Genomic DNA, 21,595 nt, shown 5'->3' with positions numbered 1-21,595 from the left:
TCTATTCACTCCTCTCTGCGGTTGTAATTTTTTCTAAATTTATCGGTTGGGCTACTGGCTTTTCAATCGGCAGTTTAACTTCTACAATTGTCCCTTGAGAAGGAACAGATACTACCTTACAAGTAGCTCCAATTTCAACAGCACGTTCTCTGACACTTTGAATTCCGTAAGAGCCATTTTTACCTTCTCCTACTTCAAAGCCAACCCCGTTATCCTGTACACGGAAAATGGCAAGATTGTCTCTTTCAACGAATAGAATGTCTACTTCAGTTGCTTTAGCATGTCTTAACGTATTTGATAGAGTTTCCTGTGCAATACGGAATAAATGATCCTCAGCGCCTTTAGATAAGGAAACCTCTTCTAATCTGTATCGAATAGTAAAAAACACTTTCTCCTGAAGCTCCTGAAGTAACTCTTCTAAGCCTTCCTTCAGGGTTTTATTGTGTAGAGCGGCAGGACGTAAATGAAGAAGTAAAGCACGCATTTCTAATTGGGCCTGTTGCACAATTTTTTCCGTTTGCATTAATGTCTTTGGCACTTCTCCATTTTTAGCTTCCTCTATTTCAACCATAGTAGAGAGGAGCATGGAGGCTGCAAAGAGCTGCTGAGATACAGAGTCATGAAGCTCTCTAGCCAGTCTTTGTCTTTCTTGGACTAGTCTTTCCTGAATAATTCTGTCCTGGGTTTCTGCCTTTTCGTTGGTAATACGTTGCAATGTTTTTCGCTGAGTTAATATTAGCTGTTCCAGTTGGGTAACAGTCGCCTGCATTCGCTTTGTTTGAGTATATTTCTTCTTGCTCGGTTCAAAGGTTTCTGCAAGTAAAGGTCGTAGGCTCGTTTCTATTTTCTTTTCTTGGCTTCGTACCTTTTGGAGTGTGTTCAATGAAAAACCAAAGCTTATGAAGGCTAGAACAAATACAATCCACACACCAAAAGGGATTTGGGCATAGGTCGTCTCTAATAACGACAACCATGCCTCTTCATTAGGCCATCCCCAAATAACATACAAAAGCAAAGCGATAATAATAACTAAGTAGGTAAAGATGGAGATTCCTTGCCCCAAAAATATTCTCATTTCCGGATCACCTCGATATCTCCAATCCAAGTAGAAACAGTAATCACTAGCTCAGCAGAGTGAGCAACATCTTCCGAATACCCATCCTTTACAAGAACGGTTTGGTTCCACAAACGACGAGCACCACGAGAAAGAATATGGGCTTCGCCGATAACGGTAGTATAATGTATGCGGACTGGGATCTCATATGGTACATAAATAGTGACCTTACCTAAAGACTGACGAATAGAAATAAGGGAGGTACCTTTTGGGAGCACCGTTTCCGTCACGTCGATCAAGTAGTCACCGTAAAAGCTTTGCACATGTACATCTTGCCATTCATAGGCTTGAAATGGAGTAGACTGTGATGTGAATAGCTTATTTTGAATAATACTATTCGGTGTTTCTTCATATACCGTTCCAAATGGTTTAATCACCTGGCTGATGGGTTCATTTTTCCAAAGCTTATAAAGGGAATAAACAATGATGGCTACTAAAAATAATCGTAGACTCCACATCGAAAAGACAGCCAAAATAAGAAAAATAAAACCTAGCCAGAAAATATACTTAGACTGCTTTCGCAAGCTAAAGTACATCATTCCTATGCCAAGAAGGACTAATATAATATTGCCATTCCCAAATATAGTAGCTTCTATAAAAATGAGAAAAACAAAACAAATAAGAAAAAAAGCTAGCTTGTTTGTTTGGTTTTCTTTCATGCTTGTATTCTCCCTTCTTCGCATAGTAATGCATGAGAAGGAGAAGGCGCTTGCCTTCTCCTCATTAGTCCTAAAAAATGGACAACCTTTTCTATATTTTACACAATTTCAGCCTTTGGTTGTTCGTTTTTTTCTAATTGTTCTAAACGTTGTTCCATTGAAGTGATTTCATGCTCTTTTTCGATCTTCTGTCCTAGACGTTCAATGTATTGCTCCATGTCTTGGAAAGTACCAAAGTTTTTCTGTGTTTCTTCAGGCTTTAATAATTGATCCATTTGGTGGTGGGCGCGAGTTACATTTTCTTTCCCCATCAGCTGTAATTGTCGGACCTTCATATCTTTCACCTTGTGTTTCATCTCTTCATACTTACGTTCTAATCCAAAGAGCTCCTCCATTGTTTGACGAATGCTGTTTTGTAAAGTTTTAGCACGCTCGTTATAAGCATTTACCTCAGCTTGAGCAAAGGAGATTAGATCCTCTTCGCCTGTAGCGGTAGCTAGCTCCACTTGTTTTTGACGTTTCTCTGCCATTTGTAATGTTTCTGTTAATTCTTTTTCAAGCTCTAATTTTAGTTTGCCTTGGCGCTCTAACCATTTACCTGTTTGTTCAGTTTGCTTTTCCGCTTCACGAATGTATTGGTTAAGCATAGCAATTGGGTTTTTTTCCTCTTTTTTATCAAATAATCGGTGTAGATCTGCTTCGACTGAATACTTTAATCGTTGTAGTAATGATGTCATGATAGTTTCCTCCTTATTTGTTAAGTTCGTTCCACTGTTTTTCGAAGTTTACGAATGGGTCATCAGTTTTGGGTATCGAAAGGGAGATGTCGTCCTTTTTCCACTTCTTCCAGATGAAATAAAGTGCGACAATAGATAAGATACCAACAAATCCAGGTATGTTAGAAATAGCTGTTAATAACCCGATAATTCCAACAATTGCCCAAAAGATTTTCAATAAGCTAGAGTCGCTCTTTAGATAAAAATGTACACCTGCAAAGACGAATAGCGCGGATATCCCTAATCCTAACAACGGACCAAGATTCACCAAAGCGACAATTCCTGCGATTATTCCAAGTGTAACTAAACCAAATTTTTTCATATGTTTGTTCCTCCTCTCGTCTGTATATATAGCTTACCAATTCCTTGTGTTTAGCCAAACGGTCTTAAACATGATTTTCTTCTCGGTCTAGAGGCTGAGAAAGAGTAAATTATTCAAATCTGCTATACTAATGGGAAAAGACAAAAATGGAGAATTTCACAATGAAAAAAATTGGCTCTATTATATTAGCTATCATTATATATTCGTCTATTGTTTTTTACTTTGGTTGGAGCGTTTCAACATGGTTAGAAGCTTTCTTTACCATCAATTCTTGGCTGTTTTTAGTTATCTGGTTCTTATTTGCTTTTGCGATTATTATCGCAAGGCTTGACCACAGACTTAGAACTTTTAGTATAATAGGTTCTTATTGGCTTATCGTCATGCAATATGGGATTCTCCTTTTTCCTGTTGCAACTATATTTGCATGGGTTTTTCCAGGGCAGTTAAAGCTGATAGGTGGGATTGTTTTATTATTTTTTGTGTTAATAATGCTACTAGGAACATATAACGCTTTTTCGCCAGTAGTTCGCGAGCTTAAAATTACCATGCCAAAAAAGGATGCATCAGTGGATAGTCTAAAAGTTGTCGTTGCATCTGATTTCCATCTTGGCTTATTGTCCAATAAAGCGCATTTAATGCGATTTGTAAAAAAATCAAATGAACAAAATCCTGATCTTGTATTATTGGTTGGAGATTTAGTGGACGATGACCCGATTTGGTTTGTAAAAAAAGGCATGTCCGAGGTGATGAAGCAGCTACGATCAACGTATGGTAATTATGGAGTCTTGGGAAATCACGAATACTACGGAAAGAAAATTCCACTCTTAATAGAAGAAATGGAAGCATCTAGTGTGCAAATGCTATTAGATGAAACAATCTTAGTGGCAGATACGTTCTATTTGACAGGACGTGAGGATTTAACAAATAGAAATCGAAAAGAGTTATCTGAATTGGCTCCAAAAGAAAAGAATTTACCTTGGTTTGTGATGGATCACACACCTTCCAATTTACTTATACCAGAGAAAGAAAAGGTAGACTTTCATGTTTCTGGCCATACGCATCGTGGACAAATGTGGCCGAATCATTTGTTTACACAAAGAATTTTTGAGCTGGATTATGGGTATAGGAAAAAAGGGAGTATGCACGCGATTGTATCTTCTGGTTTTGGATTTTGGGGACCACCAATTCGACTAGGTAGTCGATCAGAGCTTTGGTCGATTGAGATTAAGTTAGAGGATGTGGAAGTTTAATGGAAGCCTGGATCACAGAATGGATGAACCAGTTTGGATATTTTGGCGTATTTTTATTGATTTTATTAGAAAATGTTTTTCCGCCAATCCCTTCTGAGGTCATTTTAACGCTCGGAGGATTTATGACGACATCTACTTCCATGACCAAGCTAGGTGTTATTTTGGCAGCTACAGCAGGGTCAGTGATAGGGGCAGCCATTCTATATGGGATTGGTTTGTTATTAGATGTAGAGCGTTTAGAGAAGATTGTAAAGAAATACGGTAAATTCTTGAGATTGACTGTAAAAGATATTCATAAGGCAGATGCCTGGTTTGATAAATACGGCGTATGGGCAGTATTTTTCGGACGACTAATTCCATTAGTAAGAAGCCTGATTTCTATTCCAGCAGGGATGTCAAACATGAAGTTTTGGCTGTTCCTTCTATTTACTACTTTAGGTACTCTTATTTGGAATACTATTTTAGTTTCAGTAGGATCAGCAGTTGGTGAAAATTGGGAAGATATCGTAGGGTATATGGATATCTATTCGAACGTAGTTTATATTATTTTAGCAATTGTAGGTATTGCATTTTTAGTATGGTATTTTAAAAAACGTGACTAAGGAGATCTTATGGAAATTCTAGAATTATTTAAAGCACTAATATTAGGTTTTGTAGAAGGTATGACAGAATTTGCCCCAGTATCATCTACGGGTCATATGATTATTGTGGATGATATGTGGCTGCAAACAAAAGATTTTTTAGGGGAATATTCAGCAAATACATTTAAAATTGTTATTCAACTTGGGTCGATTCTCGCTGTAGTTGTTGTTTTTTGGAAAAGGCTACTAAGTTTAATAGGCTTATATCAAATAAAGGATGCGCCTAAAGGTGAACAGTTAAAACTGACTCATGTAATTGTTGGTCTTATTCCGGCTGGTGTACTTGGTGTATTATTTGAGGATTATATCGATGAGCATTTATTTACAACAAAGACGGTTTTAATAGGTTTAGTGCTTGGTGCTATTTTAATGATTATAGCAGATAAATTAGGACCTAAGCATCCGAAAACGAATACACTAGACAAGATTACATATAAGCAGGCGATTCTTGTAGGGCTTATACAATGTCTATCATTATGGCCAGGGTTTTCTCGTTCTGGATCAACTATTTCTGGTGGGGTATTACTAGGGATGAACCATAAAACGGCAGCAGATTTTACTTTCATCATGGCTGTGCCGATTATGGCAGGGGCAAGCTTCCTTTCTCTTTTGAAAAACTGGGAATATGTAGAGATGGATCACATTGGCTTCTATGCAGTGGGCTTTGTCAGCGCATTTGTTTTTGCATTAATTTCAATTCGCTTCTTCTTGAAACTGATCGATAAAGTCAAGCTAACGCCGTTCGCAATTTACCGTATTGTATTAGCTGCAGTACTTGCAGTTATTATATTTTTATAAGAAAAACAAAAAGCATTGGGAGCTCCCAATGCTTTTTTTATTCTTTTGGAAAAGTGACGGTCACTAGTGTTCCTATTTTTGAGGATTCTACTAGTATCGTTCCGTTATGTGCTTCTATTAGTTGCTTGGAGATTGCTAAACCAAGCCCAGTGCCCGAAATTTCAGAGGTAGTATTTGTACCTCTATAATAACGGTTAAACAAGTTGTCTAAAGCTACCTTTGGAATACCAGGTCCCTCATCTCGGATGACCAGACAGGCTGAGCTATCTTTTTCATAAATTTCTAAGTGTACCTTGGTGCCCTTCGGAGTATGTTTTACTGCATTTCCTACAAGATTGTCGAGAACCCGTTCAAATAGCTTTGCATCTAAATAGACGGTAATATCCTTGTTTCCTATAGGTTCTTGAATGTCATTCCAATCACAGGCGTAAACATAGGACCTTAAAAAATCAAAGAGATTCAACTTTTCTTTGTTAAGTTGAATCGCATCGTTTTTCAACTGGTAAGTATATGTCAAATCCTCGATTAACGCATTCATATAAATAGATTTTTCCTGCATTGTTTTAGCGAAACGTTGTACCTCTATGGGGGTCCATGTGTACTCATTAGATGATAGCATTATAGAATATCCATAAATAGAACTAAGAGGGGTTTTTAAGTCGTGAGAGAGACCAGTGATCCAATCCTCTCTTAGTTTTTCCGTTTTTATTATTTTCTCTTCGTTACTTTTTAATGTATTTGCTAACCTAGCTAGTGACTTGTCCACTTCCTCGTATATACGGTATTTTCGTTTAAATCTACCGGATTTTGGGGAACGTAATCTTTTGTCATTTGGAGGATCGTAGTCCTTTACGCTTAATTTTTCAATTCTATGTAAGAAATATAGTAAGGGACGACCAAATCGATATCCAATCCAAATGGAAAAAAGAATAGTAAAGATAAACAGGAAGAGATGGAACGCTAAAATGGAGAACACTAGCTTTTTCATAGTATCTATTAATGCTGGTTCAAAGGGATGATAATTAGTATTTGGCATTCGTACTACTAGGACTTTTCCGTTTTCCATCGTTTGAAAGGCAGTAATTTCTTTTCTTTCAAAGTAATCCTGACTATTTGTAACTATCTCCATGCTACTTAATGCTTTATATACATCTCCATAAAGGATTTCTTCTCTTATCCCATCTTGGTTATATATTTCAACGGCTGCATCTACAGATGAAAACTCCTTTTCCAGCTCATCGTTCATTTGAATTTTATTATTAATGTAAAGTTTACCGAGCAACAAATCTACAGGTTGGTTTTCTATGAAAAGTAAGAACAGCTGGTCTGTTAACTCCCAAACAGCGTGATCTTGTTTCTGTATGGCAACCCATTCAATAGATAGTATTTCTTGTTCAGTAGTTGCAAGTACTTCGCCTGCTTGGTCTACAAGATATAAATGGCCGGAGTTTTGCTTAGCCAATTTAATAAAGTCCTCCGAAAATACATAGCTGCCATCCGGTTGTTTTGCAATGTCACTTTCTATTTCAAAGGCTTCCAATGCACGAATATCTGAGATAGCTTCCTTTGAAAGCAAATCGAAAATGATATAAGCAAACATTCCAAATGTGACTAAAAATAATACAGCATAAAATACAACAAAATAAACTAAAAATCTTAGAGATATTTTACTTGAAAGTCTCATTACTATTTCTCCTCGTTTAGGAGCTTATAGCCAATCCCTCTAATTGTAATCAGCTGTTTAGGATTACTAGGGTTTTGTTCAATCTTCTCTCGGAGTCTCCGTATATGTACCATGATTGTGTTGTCATCTATATAACTGTCTTCTCCCCAGATAGAAAGAAAAATTTGCTCCTTAGATAAAATCTGTCCGGCGTTTTCACAAAATAGGAGTAGTAAATGAAATAGTTTGCCCGTAACAATGCTTTTTTCTCCGTTCACAGTAAGTTCTGCGCTTCTTTTATCTAACAAAAAATGGCCAAATTTATATACTTTTTCATCGGAAGCTTTAAAGGAAGAAGTATAGCGTTTCATGTGTGCTTTCACTCGAGCAGCTAATTCCAGTGGATTAAAAGGTTTTGTTATGTAATCGTCAGCTCCATTCATAAATCCTCTTATTTTGTCAGCATCACTTTCTTTTGCTGTTAGAAAAAATATAGGAGCATCGGATTTAAAACGAATTTGTTTAGCTAAATCAAGTCCCACTCCATCCGGAAGCATTATATCGAGAATATATAAATCATAATGCATATTGGAAATATAATTACTTGCCTTCGGGTAAGTTTCACAAATATCAATATGTCGAAAATTTTCTTTTCTTAAAATAATTTCTACCATCTCAGCGATAGCAAGCTCGTCTTCAACTATCAAAATATTAGTTTCTTCCATTAGTAAATCACTCCTAGAAATATTTAAGGTTTCTGTAAGGTTAGTTTCAATTTATTATAAGCTTACCATTTTATACTAACTAAGAGATATTTTTAGGAGGTTTCATGATGAAAGAAGAAAGAGTGCGTTTTATAGATGCTTTAAGAGGAATCAGTTTGTTTGGTATATTATTAGCGAATTTGTTAATTTTCCATTACGGTATATGGGGAAAGGAAGAATTAGAGTACTTTACGGCTTCTGCCACAGACAAGACTATTTATGCTATTCTTAAAATAGCAGTAGAAGGTAGTTTTATGCCGATATTCACTTTTTTGTTTGGTTTTTCATTAATAAAACTAGCAGAATCAATTAAAATAAAGAACGGAAAAGTAAAAAGGCATTTATGGAGACGTTTTATATTTCTTTTTATTCTAGGTTTACTTCATTCAACCTATTTATGGGAAGGGGATATTCTAGCCTTTTACGGGTTAATGGGATTATTCCTATTACTTTTTTTAAATAGAAAAAAGAAAACTTTAATTATATGGGGAACTGTTTTGTTTGTATTGACTGGTGCTCTTAGTTATGGAATGGAAGAAAAAAGTAAGGAAGAGTTGGAAAAGCAATCATTATACATAGAAACTACAAATGAAGTCTATCAAAATGGCTCTTATGAGGAAATTAAGCAACACAGAAATACAGAGGATCCACTGTATTTTGAAAGTGAAGGGGAAAAAGTATTTTTTAGCTTGTTTATGCTTTTGTTTGGACCATTGTTGACGTCACCGATGTTTTTGTTTGGTATGGCAGCTGCAAAGGGTGGCTTATTTCTACACATGGAACGAGAACAAAAATGGTATATATTAAGTATGGCTCTTTTGCCAATTAGTTTACTTTTAAAATCTATCGCTATTATTGGAGAAGAAACAAATTGGACAGCAGTTCTATTACAAATGGGTACACAATTACTGTGTATATCCTATATTGGTATATTTGCTATCCTATTTATAAAGTTCTCAGGTAACAAGGTTTTCATTGGTTTTGAAAGTGTTGGGAAACTTTCTTTAACAAATTACATTATGCAAAGTGTTATTTGTACTTTTATCTATTACGGATACGGTTTAGGACAATTTGGCTCTTTGGGCATGCTAAATAGTGTCTTGCTGGGCTTTGTAATTTTTGTTCTACAATGTATAGGTAGCTACTACTACTTGAAGGTATTCAAACGAGGTCCCTTGGAAATGATTCTTCGAATGGGTACAAACCTCTCCTGGAGCGGTCATATGAAAGCTAAGAAAAAGAAGGTAAAGCTGCAAGGTAAGCCTGTATGAATAAATACGAAAGTAAGTTTTCATAATACGGCTACGAAAGCTTATAAAATTTATATAGAATAGAGATTAGAAAGAGCGATTAAAGGGATATGAAATTAGTTTAATGTACAGAAATAAAGCTGTGTATCAAACGTCTAGTCTTTTTACCTATGTACAAGTTTAAACACAATATGTTAGGGTATATAAGTAATCAAAACACAATATATAGTATTTATACGATGAAAAGGTACCGTTATGGTTTAAAAGGGAATTCGGTGAAATACCGAAGCTGTCCCCGCAACTGTAAGTGTGGACGACTGTTGAATATGCCACTGCGATTTTTCGTGGGAAGGCCAGCAGAAGGAAGAAACACGAGCCAGTAGACCTGCCTGTTTATCGGTGAAGCAACACTTTCTTCGGGGGTTGAGAGGTGGGGGCGAGAGACTCTATCTTTGAACGAACGATACGTCTTGTTGTTTCCTACTTTAAAATCGTGAGCGATGACTCAGCCGAAGAGGCTAGAGCCATCGCTTTTTTGTTATGTAAAGACAGGGAGGAATTCTAAATGACCACTATTTCAAACACAGAAAAACAACAGGTACTATACCAATTAACACAGGAGTTTGGGGAAGAAAAGATAGCACCATTAAGGAGGTCACATGACAAGTGGCTACAAAAACACCCAGAGGGCAATATTGCCAGCTGGTCTAAAGCCATGTCCTTAGAGTCGCTGAGCTTTCTTGATGAACATGAACCTTATTGGACATTTGTGGCGGCTCGAATCTATTTAGCAGAAGTATATTCGCAACAAGCGGAACGAAGAAATACAACGGCAGATGCAGTCTATACAAAGTTTGCAGATAACGTTCAAAAGCTATCGGCTAAGGGAATTTATGATTCTCGTATCATAGAAACCTATTCTACAGAGGAATTAGAGCAATTAGCAGAAATCCTCGTTACTGAAAGAGACTTCCTCTTCACATATATAGCTTTAAAAACGCTTTTAGATCGTTATGTAGCGAAGGATTTTGATAAGACTATTGTAGAATTGCCACAAGAACGCTGGATGATTATTGCAATGACGCTAATGAAGGACGAAAAAGAAAACCGCATAGAAAAAATTAAAGAAGCCTATTGGGCGATGAGCAATTTATATATGACGGTTGCTACTCCGACTCTTTCTAATGCAGGAAAGCCACACGGGCAGCTTTCTAGCTGTTTTATCGACACGGTTGATGACAGTCTACAAGGAATTTATGATAGCAACACAGACATAGCCACACTTTCTAAATTTGGAGGAGGAATAGGCGTTTATATGGGCAAGGTCCGTAGCCGTGGCTCTTCTATAAGAGGTTTTGTGGGAGCGTCTAGTGGGGTTCTTCCATGGATAAAGCAACTAAACAATACAGCTGTCAGCGTAGATCAGCTAGGCCAACGTCAAGGTGCAGTAGCTGTTTACTTGGATGTGTGGCATAAAGATATATTTACATTTTTAGATTTAAGACTAAATAATGGCGATGAACGACTTCGAGCACATGATATTTTTACTGGTGTATGCTTGCCAGATTTGTTCATGGAAAAGGTTGATGCAAGAGGAGAATGGCATTTGTTTGACCCTCACGAGGTTCGTCAGCTCAAAGGTTACTCATTAGAAGACTTTTATGATGAAAAACGTGGAGATGGTTCTTTCAGAGAAAAGTATGAAGAATGTGTAATGGATCATCGCCTTTCACGAGAAACAGTTCCAGCAATAGATTTGATGAAGCGAATTATGCGATCCCAGTTAGAAACGGGTGTCCCATTTATGTTTTATAGAGATGAAGTGAATCGCCGTAATCCAAACAAGCATGTTGGAATGATTTATAGTAGTAATCTTTGTACGGAAATTTTTCAAAACCAAAGTGCCACTGAATTTGAATCCATCCAGCTAGAGGACGATGTGATTGTAACTCGTAGAAAACCTGGTGATTTCGTAGTTTGTAACCTTTCTTCTATTAATTTAGGTAAAGCAGTACCAGAGGATGTACTAGAACGATTGATAAACATCCAGGTAAGAATGTTAGACAATGTTATAGATATGAACATGATTCCAGTGCCACAGGCAGAGCGCACAAACGCAAGGTATCGTGGAATTGGACTTGGAACGTTTGGTTGGCATCATTTACTTGCCCTTAAGCAAATTCGTTGGGAATCAGAGGAAGCAGTAGAGCTTGCTGATAATTTATATGAAAGAATTGCCTATTTGACGATTCAAGCTTCCTTAAATCTTGCGAAGGAAAAAGGGGCCTACCCTTTATTCGAAGGTTCTGATTGGCAAACAGGGGCTTATTTTGAAAACCGTCAATATGACGGAGAGGAATGGGTAAGTCTGCGTGAGCAAGTAGCTGAAAATGGTATCCGAAATGGATATTTGATGGCGGTTGCACCAAACTCATCTACCTCCATTTTAGCGGGAAGTACGGCAAGTATTGATCCGATTTTCCAAAAGACCTATTCAGAGGAAAAGAAAGATTATAAAATTCCAGTGACAGTCCCAGATTTAAATTCAGAGACGACATGGTATTACAAATCAGCTTACTTTATCGACCAGCATTGGACGTTAAAACAAAATGCTGCCCGTCAAAGACATATCGACCAAGGTGTTTCGCTAAATCTATATGTTCAAAATACTATTAAGGCTAAGGAATTGTTAGCGCTACACTTAGATGCCTGGAATAGTGGTCTAAAAACAACTTATTATGTACGTTCCACTTCAATAGAACTGGTAGAATGTGAGTCTTGTTCGAGCTAATGAAAACCATCATTTGTTATTTGAGCTATAGCGGGAATACTGAAGAGATAGCTGAACTATTAAAAGTGAATTTAGAGGAACAAGGTTATATGGTGGACATGTATGAAATAGGTGATGGGATAGTGCCACAGCTATCTGCATATGACTTCCTATTTCTAGGAACCTTCACTTGGGACGAGGGTGGTATTCCGGATGAAGTGAAGGAATTTGTTCGAGCAGTGGGCTATAAACCGAAAAATGTCTATATTTTTGGTTCAGGAGACACACAATTCGGTGGCGACGACTTATTTTGCAATGCTGTAAACAAACTAACCGAGTTTTATGCTTGTGAATATGAAGGTTTAAAAATAGAACAATCACCAAGAGGAAGTCAAGAAAAAATAGTTATAAAATGGCTAGAGGGAGTTTTGGAAAATGTTAAAGGCAAAAACATTAGAACCTAGAAACCCAAACAAATCCACAGGGATATTTAATGGGAAATCGAGTGGAATTTTAAACTGGAATGATATAGCTTATCCGCATTGGCATAAAATCTATAAACGCTTACTAGGGAACTATTGGCAAGCAGATGAGATTAATATGTCGAATGATATTAAGCAATTTGATAGCTTAACAAAATCGGAGCAGGAGGCCTATTTGAAAATAATTGGTCTACTTGCTACATTAGATGCGCCCCAGACTCGTACAGCTCTGTTGCTGTCACTTTACGCTACAGATTCATCCGTACAATCTATTATGGCAGTAATCGCGCAGCAGGAAGCTGTACATAATGAAAGTTATTCTTATGTGCTGTCCTCAGTTGTTTCGCTTAATGAACAAAACAAATCCTTCGAATTTGGAAGAACGGATGAGATATTATTAAAGCGCAACCAAAATATTATGAAATACTATAATGAATTTGTGGAGAATCCATCGACAGAAAATATTTTAAAAACATTAACTTACACAACGTTACTAGAGGGTTTATTTTTCTACTCGGGATTTGCCTATTTTTATAACCTTGCACGCTACAACAAAATGGTAGGTACCTCTACAATGATTAGCTATATTAATAGAGACGAACTAGAGCATGGACGATTTATCTCAGAGTTATTCCGTGCTGTACTGGCGGAAAATCCTGAGCTAAATAATGATGACATGATGAACTGGGTGTACGATCAATACAAAGAATCAGTGGAGCTCGAAATAGAGTGGTCAAACTATGTACTCAAGGACATTGAGGGAATTGATTTAGATGATATGCATGGATATATTAAGTACCGCGCTAATAAGATGCTGCGTCTTATCGGTCTTCATGAAATCTACCCAGAGTATGTAGAGAATCCTATGAAATGGATCCGTGCCTATGCGGATAATATAGATGGCACGAAAACAGACTTCTTCGAGCAAAAGTCACGCCAGTATGTAAAAGTTAATGCCATCGATAATGGCTTTGACGACTTGTAAGAAAAGCGCAAATGTCTATATTTAGAGAGGATGTTCGTGACCTACGTCATGAACATCCTCCTTTTTAGTTAATTTTTAAATCAAATAGCTCATCCACAACTTTTTTTAAAATCTCATAAGAATGAATTTCTTTTTTCGTTTCGTATATATTAGATATCACAATGATCTCATCTACTTGATACGTCTGTTGAAATTCAATTATATCCCGACAAATTGTTTCTGCATCCCCCATCTTCAAGAGCAAGGAGTTAAAGAATTAATTGTATGTGGTATGATGTCACATATGTGTATTGATGCAACAGTACGTGCAGCAGTTGAACATGGATATACATGTCAAGTGATTGAAGATGCTTGTGCAACTACGTCATTACAAATTGAAGATAAAATTATTCCCGCTAATCATGTTCATTACGCATTTATGGCCGCATTAAATGGCATCTATGCAACTGTGAAAACAACACAGGCATTTTTAAAATAAAAGAACTTCCTTTTTGGAAAAAACATCTTTTCTTTCACAAGAAGGATATTTCAATAACAAAAAAGGGTGTCCAGAAAAGATAATTTCTGGACACCCTTTATTTTATAACTGTTTTATTTTCGATATAAGTATTCCCAGCATGACCCTTATTGTTGAATGGAGTACTTCTCTCTTATTAAATAGGCAACCCACTTACATTGCGGGTTGTTTTTAATATTTTCCAATAACCCTTTAATAATGGCGAGGCTATTGTTTTCGCTTTGTAGACAATTTTTTAAGAGCTCCAATGATTCTTTTTCAATCGGCTCCTCAATGTCTATTATGAGCTGCTCGATTAATTCAATAATCTGTTTTGAATTATTATCAGTACCTTCAATATGATCCTGTAAGATCTGTGCACTTTCCTTGGTGATAAAAGGAATAGTGGAATGCCTAGCTAAGATGTTTGTTTTCTCTACTAGCGATTTAGTGAGGATATCTAGATCTAGTAGAGGTAATTCGTAGATTAAGAAAAGATCCACATAGACCTTCATAAATCCTTTTATACAAATTAGCAAATCGAACTTAGTCTTTTCATTTTCTAATACCAAATGATCAATTATGTATAAGATAATGTCATTTACCTTACTATCATAATAAGACAATCTATTCAAAAGGTTTTCATTTACAGTATGGGTTTGCTCCTTAAAGAAAATCTTTGCAAAAGTAGAGTTATCTTGAAACGCTTTATTGGTTGTGTAAAAAAATGTAGATAGCATATCATCAGAATGTGAACAATCTTTGACTGACGAGTCAATGTCAGCGATTATTTGTTTCATAAAGCAATCTACTAAAGAGATGATTAGTTCATCCTTAGATTTATAAGAAAGGTAGAAGGCACCTTTAGAAATTCCGCAATGGTCAGTAATTTGTTGGACTGATGTAGCTTCAAAACCTTGTTTAGCAAACAGTTCTAACGCTTTATCCATAATTAGTTGTTTCTTTACCATATATTATCGCTCCCAATGCATATTGTTGACAAATGACCAATTAGTCATTATTATAAATAAATGAGTTCGATAAGTCAATTGAGGGTAGGTGTAAGGGTGAAAGGGTTAGTAAATTTTGTCCTGAAAAATAAACTAGCAGTTTGGTTATTAACGATTATTATAACTGTTTCTGGTATTTATTCAGGTACACGAATGAAAATGGAGACCATTCCAGATATCTCGATTCCGTTCTTAATGGTGATGGATGTTTATCCTGGTGCGACTCCTGAAAAAGTAATGGAAGACGTTTCGATGCCTTTTGAAAAAGCATTAGAAGGATTAGAAGATGTTAAGTCTGTATATTCTAATTCATATTCGAATATGTCTAGCATTCAAGTGGAATACGAATACGGCACTGACATGGATGAAGCAAAACGCGCCATGGAATCTGCCTTGGATAAAATATCTTTACCGGAAGGTGCACAGGAGCCAACTATAACAGCAATCAGTATGAATATGATGCCAGTAGTTGCACTTAGTGTAAGTAGTACAGAAGAGGATATTGTAGAACTAACATCGACAGTAGAAGATATTTTACTTCCAAAAATTGATAAAATCGATGGCGTTGCATCGGCGACTATAACAGGTCAACATATTGAAGAAGTAGAGCTTACATATGACGAAGCGAAGATGGCTGAATTGGATGTAACAGAAGATACTGTCAAGCAAATGATTCAAGCTAGTGATATGGCTGTATCATTAGGATTGTTTGAATTTGAAGAAGGTGAGCAGGCAGTAGCAGTCGATGGTAAGTTTATGACTGCGGATGAATTAAAAGAAATGCTAATTCCTGTGACTCCATCTGCTACCAATCCATCTCCATTTGTTAAATTAGGGGATATTGCACAAGTTGAGGTTGTTGGTAAAGTAGAGTCTGTTTCCCGTACTAATGGTAAGAATGCCATTGCAATTCAAATAGTAAAAAATCAAGATGCTAACACAGTAACTGTAGTAAATGCAGTGAAGGATTTAATCGCAGAAGAAGAAAAGAACATTGATGGTATTGTTATTGATGTATCTCTAGACCAAGGTGCTCCTATCGAAGAATCTGTATTCACGATGGTAGAAAAAGCAGTCTTTGGTGGTTTGATCGCAGTATTAATCATTTTGCTATTCTTGCGCGATTTCAAATCTACTATTATTTCAATTGTATCTATACCAGTATCTATATTCATGGCTTTACTGCTATTAAATTGGTTAGATATAACGTTGAACATTATGACACTTGGAGCAATTACGGTTGCGATTGGACGGGTAATTGATGACTCCATTGTAGTAGTAGAAAATATTTATCGTCGTTTACATTTAAAAGGTGAGCCATTATCAGGTCGTGCTTTAGTTCGTGAAGCGACTATTGAAATGTTCAAGCCAATCCTTTCATCTACATTAGTAACAGTGGCAGTATTTGCACCGTTAATCTTCGTCGGTGGAATGGTTGGAGAATTATTCATGCCATTCGCATTAACAATGACTTTTGCTCTTGGTGCATCTTTATTGGTAGCAATTACGATTGTACCAGCAATGTCTCATTTCTTATTTAAGAAAAAACTTTATGCTGAAAAAACAGAAAGTAATCACAAAGAGCAAGGCAAATTAGCTGAAGGTTATAAGAAAATTCTAAAATGGACATTGAACCATAAAATTATTACTTCTATTGTTTCTATTGCATTATTAGTAGGTAGTCTAATGCTTACTCCTTTAATTGGCTTTAGTTTCTTAGGAAGTGAAGAAGAAAAAGTAATGTATTTAACATACACACCAAAAGCTGGTGAACTAAAAGAAGATACCTTAGCTAACGTTACAAAAGTTGAAGAAGAGATGCTAAAACGCAAAGATATCGATATCGCTCAAGTATCTATTAACGGTGACGGTGCAAATGACATGACTGCTATGATGGGCGGGGGTACAGGCGGAGCGTTAATGTACTTGATCTTTGATGAAGACATGGAAGATTTCCCTGGTGCTCGTGAAGAAATTGAGGAGTATGTCTTTAACATTGGTCAAACCGGCGAATGGAAGAGCCAAAACTTCTCGAGTATGTCTATGTCAACAAATGAAATCAGCTACACATTCTATAGCGAAAATTTAGATAAACTAAATGAAGCTGTATCTATGGTTGAAGGGGTAATGGGAGAAACAGAAGGATTAAAAGATGTTTCTTCAAGTGCCGAAGATAGCTATGTAGAGTATACGTTCCAAGTAGCACAGGATGAATTATTACAATATGGGTTAACAACAGGTCAAATCGTTATGATGTTAAGTCCTACTACTACTCAGGAAGTATTAACTACAGTTGAAAAAGACGGTAATACTTTAGAGGTTATCGTACAACAAGAACAAACAGAAACACCTAAATCAATTGATGATATTTTAGCAAAAGAAGTTCCGACAGCAATGGGAACAACAATCCCATTGTCTGAAATTGTAACAGTAGAAGAAGGGTACGCTTTAAATACGCTTGCGCGTAGTAAAGGAGAGTACTATGCTACTGTATCAGCTACAATCCTAGATGATGATATTTCAAAAGCTTCAGCAGATGTAGATGAAGCGATTGAAGAATTAGACTTACCTAAGGGTGTAACAGTTGGAGTTGCAGGGGTAACTGCAGATATGAATGAAACATTTACTCAGCTTGGAGTGGCGATGCTTGCAGCGATTGCGATTGTTTACTTCATCTTGGTAGTAACATTTGGTGAAGGTGTAGCGCCATTTGCTATCCTATTCTCGTTACCATTTGCAGTAATCGGTTCATTTGCAGGTCTATGGCTTGCAGATGAAACAATTTCCGTATCTGTTATGATGGGTCTCCTCATGCTGATAGGTATAGTTGTGACGAACGCTATCGTGCTTGTGGACCGTATTATTCATATGGAACGTGATGGTATGACAATGCGTGAAGCAATCTTAGAAGCTGGGGCAACACGTTTACGTCCAATTCTTATGACTGCCATTGCAACAATTGGAGCACTTGTTCCACTTGCGGTTGGTTCAGGTGGTGGCGGTGGTTTAATCTCTAAAGGATTAGGTATTACCGTAATCGGTGGTCTAGCAAGTTCAACATTGTTAACGCTGATTATAGTTCCAATCGTTTATGAGGTTCTTTCTAAGCTATTTAAGAAAAAACGTAACGAAGTACAAGATAATTAATTAAAATAAAAACGCCTGTGGGAGTCATTTTCCCATAGGCGTTTTTTCAAATATAAGTGTTCCTGCAAGATGCGTGAGCGGCGGTGATGGCTTATTGGCTACCCCTGAAAGCGTAAACCAAAGCAGAGTGGAAATCGAAGAACAATTTTGTCACGACTGCGCTTTTTTTAAGTCACATCCACTCTAAAATCTCGATTCGATTACCAAATGGATCATGAATGTAGATGCGATTAGCTCCTGGTAGCTCTGCATCGACTACAAAGCTTACTCCTTGTTCGGATAAATGCTCTTTTAGAGCTTCTAAGTTTTCCACCTCGAATGCTGGATGTGCCTTCTTGGCAGGAGAAAACTTTTCTTCAACTCCAATGTGAATTTGATAGCTACCTAATGTAAACCATACACCGCCCTTCTGTTTTAGAAGAGGTGGTTTTTCTATTTCTGGCAATCTTAAAATTCCAGTGAAGAATCGGCGAGCTTCTTCTTCACAGCCCTTTGGAGCAGCTAATTGAATATGATCGATTTTTTTAAAAGTAAACGACATGCTTCATACCCCCTTATGAATAACTTTACTTTACCGTAAGTTTTCTGATAATAAAAATTTATTTAATTCATAAAAAGGTATAAGAAATTCTTATGTCAAACATCCTACATTCTTTCTAATATTTTTATCACTGTATTTTTATTTCTAGCTGTGCAAACCGTTTGGAGCTTCTTTTCAAAGAAGGCATTCGTATACTTTGTCTGGTGATAGTTCTTGGAATGATTAATGATCAAATTACGTCTATGAAGAACTACAAACTCGTCCTCTACTATTTCCTTAAGTATAGTAATCTGTTCGTTGGTAATTTTCCTTTGTAGAAACATGACAAAGGTTTGGTCATTTAAGAAAAGTGGATGGTTATGTACTTCTTCCAATTCAGATTTCGTTCTTAAAGTAACCGGAATAGAAAACCCATAAGTGATTCTTAGTGCTTCCTCTAATTTTCCCTCGCTACATTCACTGTTATCAAAAATAACGTTTCCTGTTTGAATATATGTACGTACATTATGAAAGCCCAATTCTTCAAAGAGTTGCTTTAGAGATTTCATATCTACTTTATTAATCTTTCCTAAATTAATTCCTCTTAGCAGAGCCACTGATGACATTTAATAGCCTCCTATATAATTTTCTGATAATACCTATTTTCAACAGTATTGGAATATTCACAATAATTATATAACAAAAATAAATAATCATAAAGAACCAATTTTCAACAATTCGACACACATATATTGTAAAAATATTATAAGATAAAATATTTAATCAAAATTATACAATTACATTATGGTTTTTATGTTATATGTCTGGTTGATATGGTATAGTTTAACAGATAAGTTGTTCGTCGAAAGGAATGACAAAGTTGTTTTTTAGTGCTATATCACCCATATATTCTATAGAGTTACAACCGGAGTATTCATTGGTCGGTGTGATAATTTCAATTATAGTTGCCTGTATTGCTTCATTTACTGCGCTATCGCTAAATGAAAGAGTCCAAAAAAATAGTTTTTTTCACTATTTATTTTGGTTAATATTAGCATCTATTTCACTTGGTTTGGGAATTTGGGCTATGCATTTTGTAGGTATGACCGCTATTACGTTGCCAATCAGTATGAATTACAATTGGATATTGACTTTTGTGTCACTAATTCCAGGTGTTTTAGCATCTTTTATTTTTTTCTATTGGGTAAATAAACCAATTCAATCTTGGTGGAAATATATAATTGCAAGTATTTTAATGGGGTTAGGGATAGCAGGAGTTCACTATATTGGAATCCGTTCCATGGAGATGGATGTGCAATACGTTTACGATAGACCTACTATATTTATCAGCTTGTGTATCTCTATCATGTTTACGCAGACTGCTCTATTTTCTATTAAATATTCATCAAAAAAGACAAAAAACTTTATTACTAAAACTTTTTCATCCATTTTAATGGGCTGTGCAATTGCTACAACTCATTATGTAGGAATATTAGCAATAAGTGTTTACGCCCCGAGAGATTATTTAGTCGCAACTGCAGAAAATCACTCGATGCATAATACTTTTCTAGGTGTAACTGTAACCTTTTTCCTTGGAATGCTAATAGGGGTATTACTTTTATCTAGTATGATGGATCGGTACGTAAAATATAGAGCCAATTACTTTGATAATCTTACAATGCTACCTAATCGTAGAAGCTTTGAATCATACATTGAAAAGTCTGTTACTGGTCAAACACTAGCAGTCTGGCATTTACATGACTTTGGAAAAATAAATCAAGAGTTTAGCTTCATGTTTGGGGACGAGGTCATTCAACATTTAACTAAAATCTTCACGGATTACAAGCCGCCATCAGCTCGTTTGTTTAAATTTGAAAGCAATCGTTTCGCTTATATTATGAGAACTACTGATGATACAAATATCCATGAAATGCTAATAGCAATGGAAAAAATAGCGGAGATTTTAAAGAGACCCCTTACAATTAAAAATAAAAAAATAGTACTTCCAGGGGTTTGTGCTATTTCCGCGGTAAGGGATTATCGAGACCTTCATTCAATCTATTCGAATGCCCTAGCTGTGTTTAATGACTCTTCCATTGAACATAAACATGAAGTAATTATGTTTGATCCGGTCATACATACGCATACGTTTGAAAAAGAATTAGTCGATGGAATTGAAAAAGCAATGATTAACAAAGAGTTATATCTCGTGTATCAACCCAAAATAAATCTACGAAATGTGGAAGTAGCAGGAGTAGAGGTTCTTCTAAGATGGAATAATTCAAAATATGGTTTTTTGTCTCCGGCAGTCTTTGTCCCTATACTAGAGGAAAATTCGAAGATGGAAATGGTTACGGACTGGATTGTAGAACAGGCTTGTAAACAAATGTACCAATGGAAGAAAGAAAATATTTCACTAGGAAAAGTAGCGATTAATATACCTGGACATTATGTTACCTCTCCAGCTCTACTAAAACGTTTGATAAGTATTACAAGTAGTTATGAAATCTGTCCAAATGAAATAGAGTTAGAAATTACGGAAACTAGCTTTGTAAGTAATATTGAAGAAGCAATGCGGGCGGTAGGAGTATTTAGGGAGAAAGGTTTCTCTGTTGCCCTGGATGACTTTGGAACAGGGGTATCCTCACTTTCTTATTTAAAGCAAATACCAATCTCTACCTTGAAGATTGACAAAACATTTATTGAGGAAGTTCCAAATTCTCATAAAGATTCTTTAATAGTACAGGCTATTATTGCACTAGGGACGTCACTCGGACTAGAAATAGTCTTTGAAGGAGTGGAAACAAAAGAACAGGTAGGATTTTTAAGGGCATCCTGCGAAAATCCTATTTTACAAGGTTATTATTTTGCTAAACCTATGCGAGCAGAAGAACTATTTCATTGGCAAGAGAATATAAAACAAAAGTTTGCTGATAAAATATGATTGT

General features: G+C 36.2%; 18 protein-coding genes, 2 pseudogenes and 1 riboswitch. Of the genes and pseudogenes, 10 read left to right on the top strand and 10 right to left on the bottom strand.

What is annotated here, in order from left to right; genetic code table 11:
* Window position 1: 1 nt before the first annotated feature.
* The 4 genes from D0S48_RS11155 to D0S48_RS11140 all read right to left on the bottom strand — a co-directional run bounded on the left by D0S48_RS11155 (window position 2) and on the right by D0S48_RS11140 (window position 2,871).
* The gene (locus D0S48_RS11155; protein WP_144538369.1) at window positions 2-1,075 is read right to left on the bottom strand and encodes a sensor histidine kinase; all 1,074 of its coding nucleotides are present in this window, start codon (window positions 1,073-1,075) and stop codon (window positions 2-4) included.
* The gene (gene liaF / locus D0S48_RS11150) at window positions 1,072-1,773 is read right to left on the bottom strand and encodes a cell wall-active antibiotics response protein LiaF (RefSeq protein ID WP_144538370.1); all 702 of its coding nucleotides are present in this window, start codon (window positions 1,771-1,773) and stop codon (window positions 1,072-1,074) included. The genes D0S48_RS11155 and liaF overlap by 4 nt, the downstream gene beginning before the upstream one ends.
* A 98-nt stretch (window positions 1,774-1,871) precedes the next feature.
* The gene (locus tag D0S48_RS11145; RefSeq protein ID WP_144538371.1) at window positions 1,872-2,510 is read right to left on the bottom strand and encodes a PspA/IM30 family protein; all 639 of its coding nucleotides are present in this window, start codon (window positions 2,508-2,510) and stop codon (window positions 1,872-1,874) included.
* 13 nt (window positions 2,511-2,523) lie between these two features.
* A complete protein-coding gene (locus D0S48_RS11140) occupies window positions 2,524-2,871 on the bottom strand; it encodes a lmo0954 family membrane protein (protein WP_144538372.1) in 348 nt (115 codons plus the stop codon).
* A gap of 161 nt (window positions 2,872-3,032) precedes the next feature.
* Here D0S48_RS11140 and D0S48_RS11135 point away from each other — a divergent pair, with 161 nt between their 5' ends.
* Genes D0S48_RS11135 through D0S48_RS11125 form a run of 3 tightly spaced genes read left to right on the top strand, consistent with a single transcriptional unit; the run spans window position 3,033 to window position 5,560 of the window.
* Entirely contained in the window at window positions 3,033-4,121 is a 1,089-nt protein-coding gene (locus D0S48_RS11135) for a metallophosphoesterase (RefSeq protein ID WP_144538373.1), read from the top strand.
* Entirely contained in the window at window positions 4,121-4,723 is a 603-nt protein-coding gene (locus D0S48_RS11130; protein ID WP_144538374.1) for a DedA family protein, read from the top strand. The genes D0S48_RS11135 and D0S48_RS11130 overlap by 1 nt, the downstream gene beginning before the upstream one ends.
* Before the next feature lie 9 nt (window positions 4,724-4,732).
* Window positions 4,733-5,560, top strand: coding sequence for an undecaprenyl-diphosphate phosphatase (locus tag D0S48_RS11125; RefSeq protein WP_144538375.1), 828 nt, complete (start codon window positions 4,733-4,735; stop codon window positions 5,558-5,560).
* Between the two features lie 37 nt (window positions 5,561-5,597).
* Here the strand turns inward: D0S48_RS11125 and D0S48_RS11120 are convergent, their stop codons facing one another.
* Together D0S48_RS11120 and D0S48_RS11115 are read right to left on the bottom strand one after the other, a co-directional pair.
* Window positions 5,598-7,244 (bottom strand): sensor histidine kinase, encoded by a 1,647-nt coding sequence (locus D0S48_RS11120; protein ID WP_151111685.1) that lies wholly within the window; start codon window positions 7,242-7,244, stop codon window positions 5,598-5,600.
* A 2-nt stretch (window positions 7,245-7,246) separates the two neighbouring features.
* Window positions 7,247-7,948: a response regulator transcription factor gene (locus tag D0S48_RS11115; protein ID WP_151111683.1), complete on the bottom strand. Its 702-nt coding sequence runs from the start codon at window positions 7,946-7,948 to the stop codon at window positions 7,247-7,249.
* 107 nt (window positions 7,949-8,055) lie between these two features.
* Between D0S48_RS11115 and D0S48_RS11110 the strand changes: the two genes are divergently transcribed.
* The 4 genes from D0S48_RS11110 (at window position 8,056) to D0S48_RS11095 (ending at window position 13,474) form a co-directional block, all read left to right on the top strand.
* Window positions 8,056-9,258: a DUF418 domain-containing protein gene (locus tag D0S48_RS11110; RefSeq protein WP_144538378.1), complete on the top strand. Its 1,203-nt coding sequence runs from the start codon at window positions 8,056-8,058 to the stop codon at window positions 9,256-9,258.
* A 207-nt stretch (window positions 9,259-9,465) separates the two neighbouring features.
* A riboswitch (cobalamin riboswitch) is annotated at window positions 9,466-9,645 on the top strand.
* A gap of 157 nt (window positions 9,646-9,802) precedes the next feature.
* A complete protein-coding gene (locus D0S48_RS11105; RefSeq protein ID WP_144538379.1) occupies window positions 9,803-12,028 on the top strand; it encodes a ribonucleoside-diphosphate reductase subunit alpha in 2,226 nt (741 codons plus the stop codon).
* A complete protein-coding gene (locus D0S48_RS11100) occupies window positions 12,016-12,471 on the top strand; it encodes a flavodoxin (RefSeq protein ID WP_144538380.1) in 456 nt (151 codons plus the stop codon). The genes D0S48_RS11105 and D0S48_RS11100 overlap by 13 nt, the downstream gene beginning before the upstream one ends.
* Entirely contained in the window at window positions 12,443-13,474 is a 1,032-nt protein-coding gene (locus D0S48_RS11095; RefSeq protein ID WP_144538381.1) for a ribonucleotide-diphosphate reductase subunit beta, read from the top strand. The genes D0S48_RS11100 and D0S48_RS11095 overlap by 29 nt, the downstream gene beginning before the upstream one ends.
* 64 nt (window positions 13,475-13,538) lie before the next feature.
* On the opposite strand, the pseudogene D0S48_RS21345 reads toward D0S48_RS11095, so the two are convergent.
* Window positions 13,539-13,706 (bottom strand): annotated as a pseudogene (locus D0S48_RS21345) (LLM class flavin-dependent oxidoreductase); the annotation flags it as partial.
* Here D0S48_RS21345 and D0S48_RS11085 point away from each other — a divergent pair.
* Window positions 13,707-13,952 (top strand): annotated as a pseudogene (locus tag D0S48_RS11085) (isochorismatase family protein); the annotation flags it as partial.
* A gap of 146 nt (window positions 13,953-14,098) precedes the next feature.
* On the opposite strand, the gene D0S48_RS11080 reads toward D0S48_RS11085, so the two are convergent.
* Window positions 14,099-14,941, bottom strand: coding sequence for a TetR/AcrR family transcriptional regulator (locus D0S48_RS11080; RefSeq protein WP_144538382.1), 843 nt, complete (start codon window positions 14,939-14,941; stop codon window positions 14,099-14,101).
* A gap of 96 nt (window positions 14,942-15,037) precedes the next feature.
* Here D0S48_RS11080 and D0S48_RS11075 point away from each other — a divergent pair, with 96 nt between their 5' ends.
* A complete protein-coding gene (locus D0S48_RS11075; protein ID WP_151111681.1) occupies window positions 15,038-18,127 on the top strand; it encodes an efflux RND transporter permease subunit in 3,090 nt (1,029 codons plus the stop codon).
* 172 nt (window positions 18,128-18,299) lie between these two features.
* Here D0S48_RS11075 and D0S48_RS11070 read toward each other — a convergent pair whose 3' ends face one another.
* Window positions 18,300-18,668, bottom strand: a complete 369-nt coding sequence (locus tag D0S48_RS11070) for a VOC family protein (RefSeq protein WP_151111679.1) — start codon at window positions 18,666-18,668, stop codon at window positions 18,300-18,302.
* Window positions 18,669-18,772: 104 nt separating this feature from the next.
* On the bottom strand, window positions 18,773-19,273 hold the full coding sequence (locus D0S48_RS11065; RefSeq protein WP_151111678.1) for a DUF1697 domain-containing protein: 501 nt from the start codon (window positions 19,271-19,273) through the stop codon (window positions 18,773-18,775).
* Between the two features lie 245 nt (window positions 19,274-19,518).
* On the opposite strand from D0S48_RS11065, the gene D0S48_RS11060 reads away from it, so the two are divergent.
* The gene (locus tag D0S48_RS11060) at window positions 19,519-21,591 is read left to right on the top strand and encodes a bifunctional diguanylate cyclase/phosphodiesterase (protein WP_151111676.1); all 2,073 of its coding nucleotides are present in this window, start codon (window positions 19,519-19,521) and stop codon (window positions 21,589-21,591) included.
* Window positions 21,592-21,595 lie beyond the last annotated feature (4 nt).

Origin of the sequence: Psychrobacillus sp. AK 1817 (assembly GCF_008807035.1) — a bacterium.
Taxonomy (GTDB): Bacteria; Bacillota; Bacilli; order Bacillales_A; family Planococcaceae; genus Psychrobacillus; species Psychrobacillus faecigallinarum.
The sequence above is the reverse complement of the archived record's forward strand: the minus strand, read 5'-3'. Positions and strand labels throughout refer to the sequence as shown.

Bases quoted from the DNA above. Each gene is read 5' to 3' on its own strand.
- D0S48_RS11155 (WP_144538369.1), bottom strand. From the start codon at position 1,075: ATGAGAATATTTTTGGGGCAAGGAATCTCCATCTTTACCTACTTAGTT.
- liaF (WP_144538370.1), bottom strand. From the start codon at position 1,773: ATGAAAGAAAACCAAACAAACAAGCTAGCTTTTTTTCTTATTTGTTTT.
- D0S48_RS11145 (WP_144538371.1), bottom strand. From the start codon at position 2,510: ATGACATCATTACTACAACGATTAAAGTATTCAGTCGAAGCAGATCTA.
- D0S48_RS11140 (WP_144538372.1), bottom strand. From the start codon at position 2,871: ATGAAAAAATTTGGTTTAGTTACACTTGGAATAATCGCAGGAATTGTC.
- D0S48_RS11135 (WP_144538373.1), top strand. From the start codon at position 3,033: ATGAAAAAAATTGGCTCTATTATATTAGCTATCATTATATATTCGTCT.
- D0S48_RS11130 (WP_144538374.1), top strand. From the start codon at position 4,121: ATGGAAGCCTGGATCACAGAATGGATGAACCAGTTTGGATATTTTGGC.
- D0S48_RS11125 (WP_144538375.1), top strand. From the start codon at position 4,733: ATGGAAATTCTAGAATTATTTAAAGCACTAATATTAGGTTTTGTAGAA.
- D0S48_RS11120 (WP_151111685.1), bottom strand. From the start codon at position 7,244: ATGAGACTTTCAAGTAAAATATCTCTAAGATTTTTAGTTTATTTTGTT.
- D0S48_RS11115 (WP_151111683.1), bottom strand. From the start codon at position 7,948: ATGGAAGAAACTAATATTTTGATAGTTGAAGACGAGCTTGCTATCGCT.
- D0S48_RS11110 (WP_144538378.1), top strand. From the start codon at position 8,056: ATGAAAGAAGAAAGAGTGCGTTTTATAGATGCTTTAAGAGGAATCAGT.
- D0S48_RS11105 (WP_144538379.1), top strand. From the start codon at position 9,803: ATGACCACTATTTCAAACACAGAAAAACAACAGGTACTATACCAATTA.
- D0S48_RS11095 (WP_144538381.1), top strand. From the start codon at position 12,443: ATGTTAAAGGCAAAAACATTAGAACCTAGAAACCCAAACAAATCCACA.
- D0S48_RS11080 (WP_144538382.1), bottom strand. From the start codon at position 14,941: ATGGTAAAGAAACAACTAATTATGGATAAAGCGTTAGAACTGTTTGCT.
- D0S48_RS11070 (WP_151111679.1), bottom strand. From the start codon at position 18,668: ATGTCGTTTACTTTTAAAAAAATCGATCATATTCAATTAGCTGCTCCA.
- D0S48_RS11065 (WP_151111678.1), bottom strand. From the start codon at position 19,273: ATGTCATCAGTGGCTCTGCTAAGAGGAATTAATTTAGGAAAGATTAAT.
- D0S48_RS11060 (WP_151111676.1), top strand. From the start codon at position 19,519: ATGACAAAGTTGTTTTTTAGTGCTATATCACCCATATATTCTATAGAG.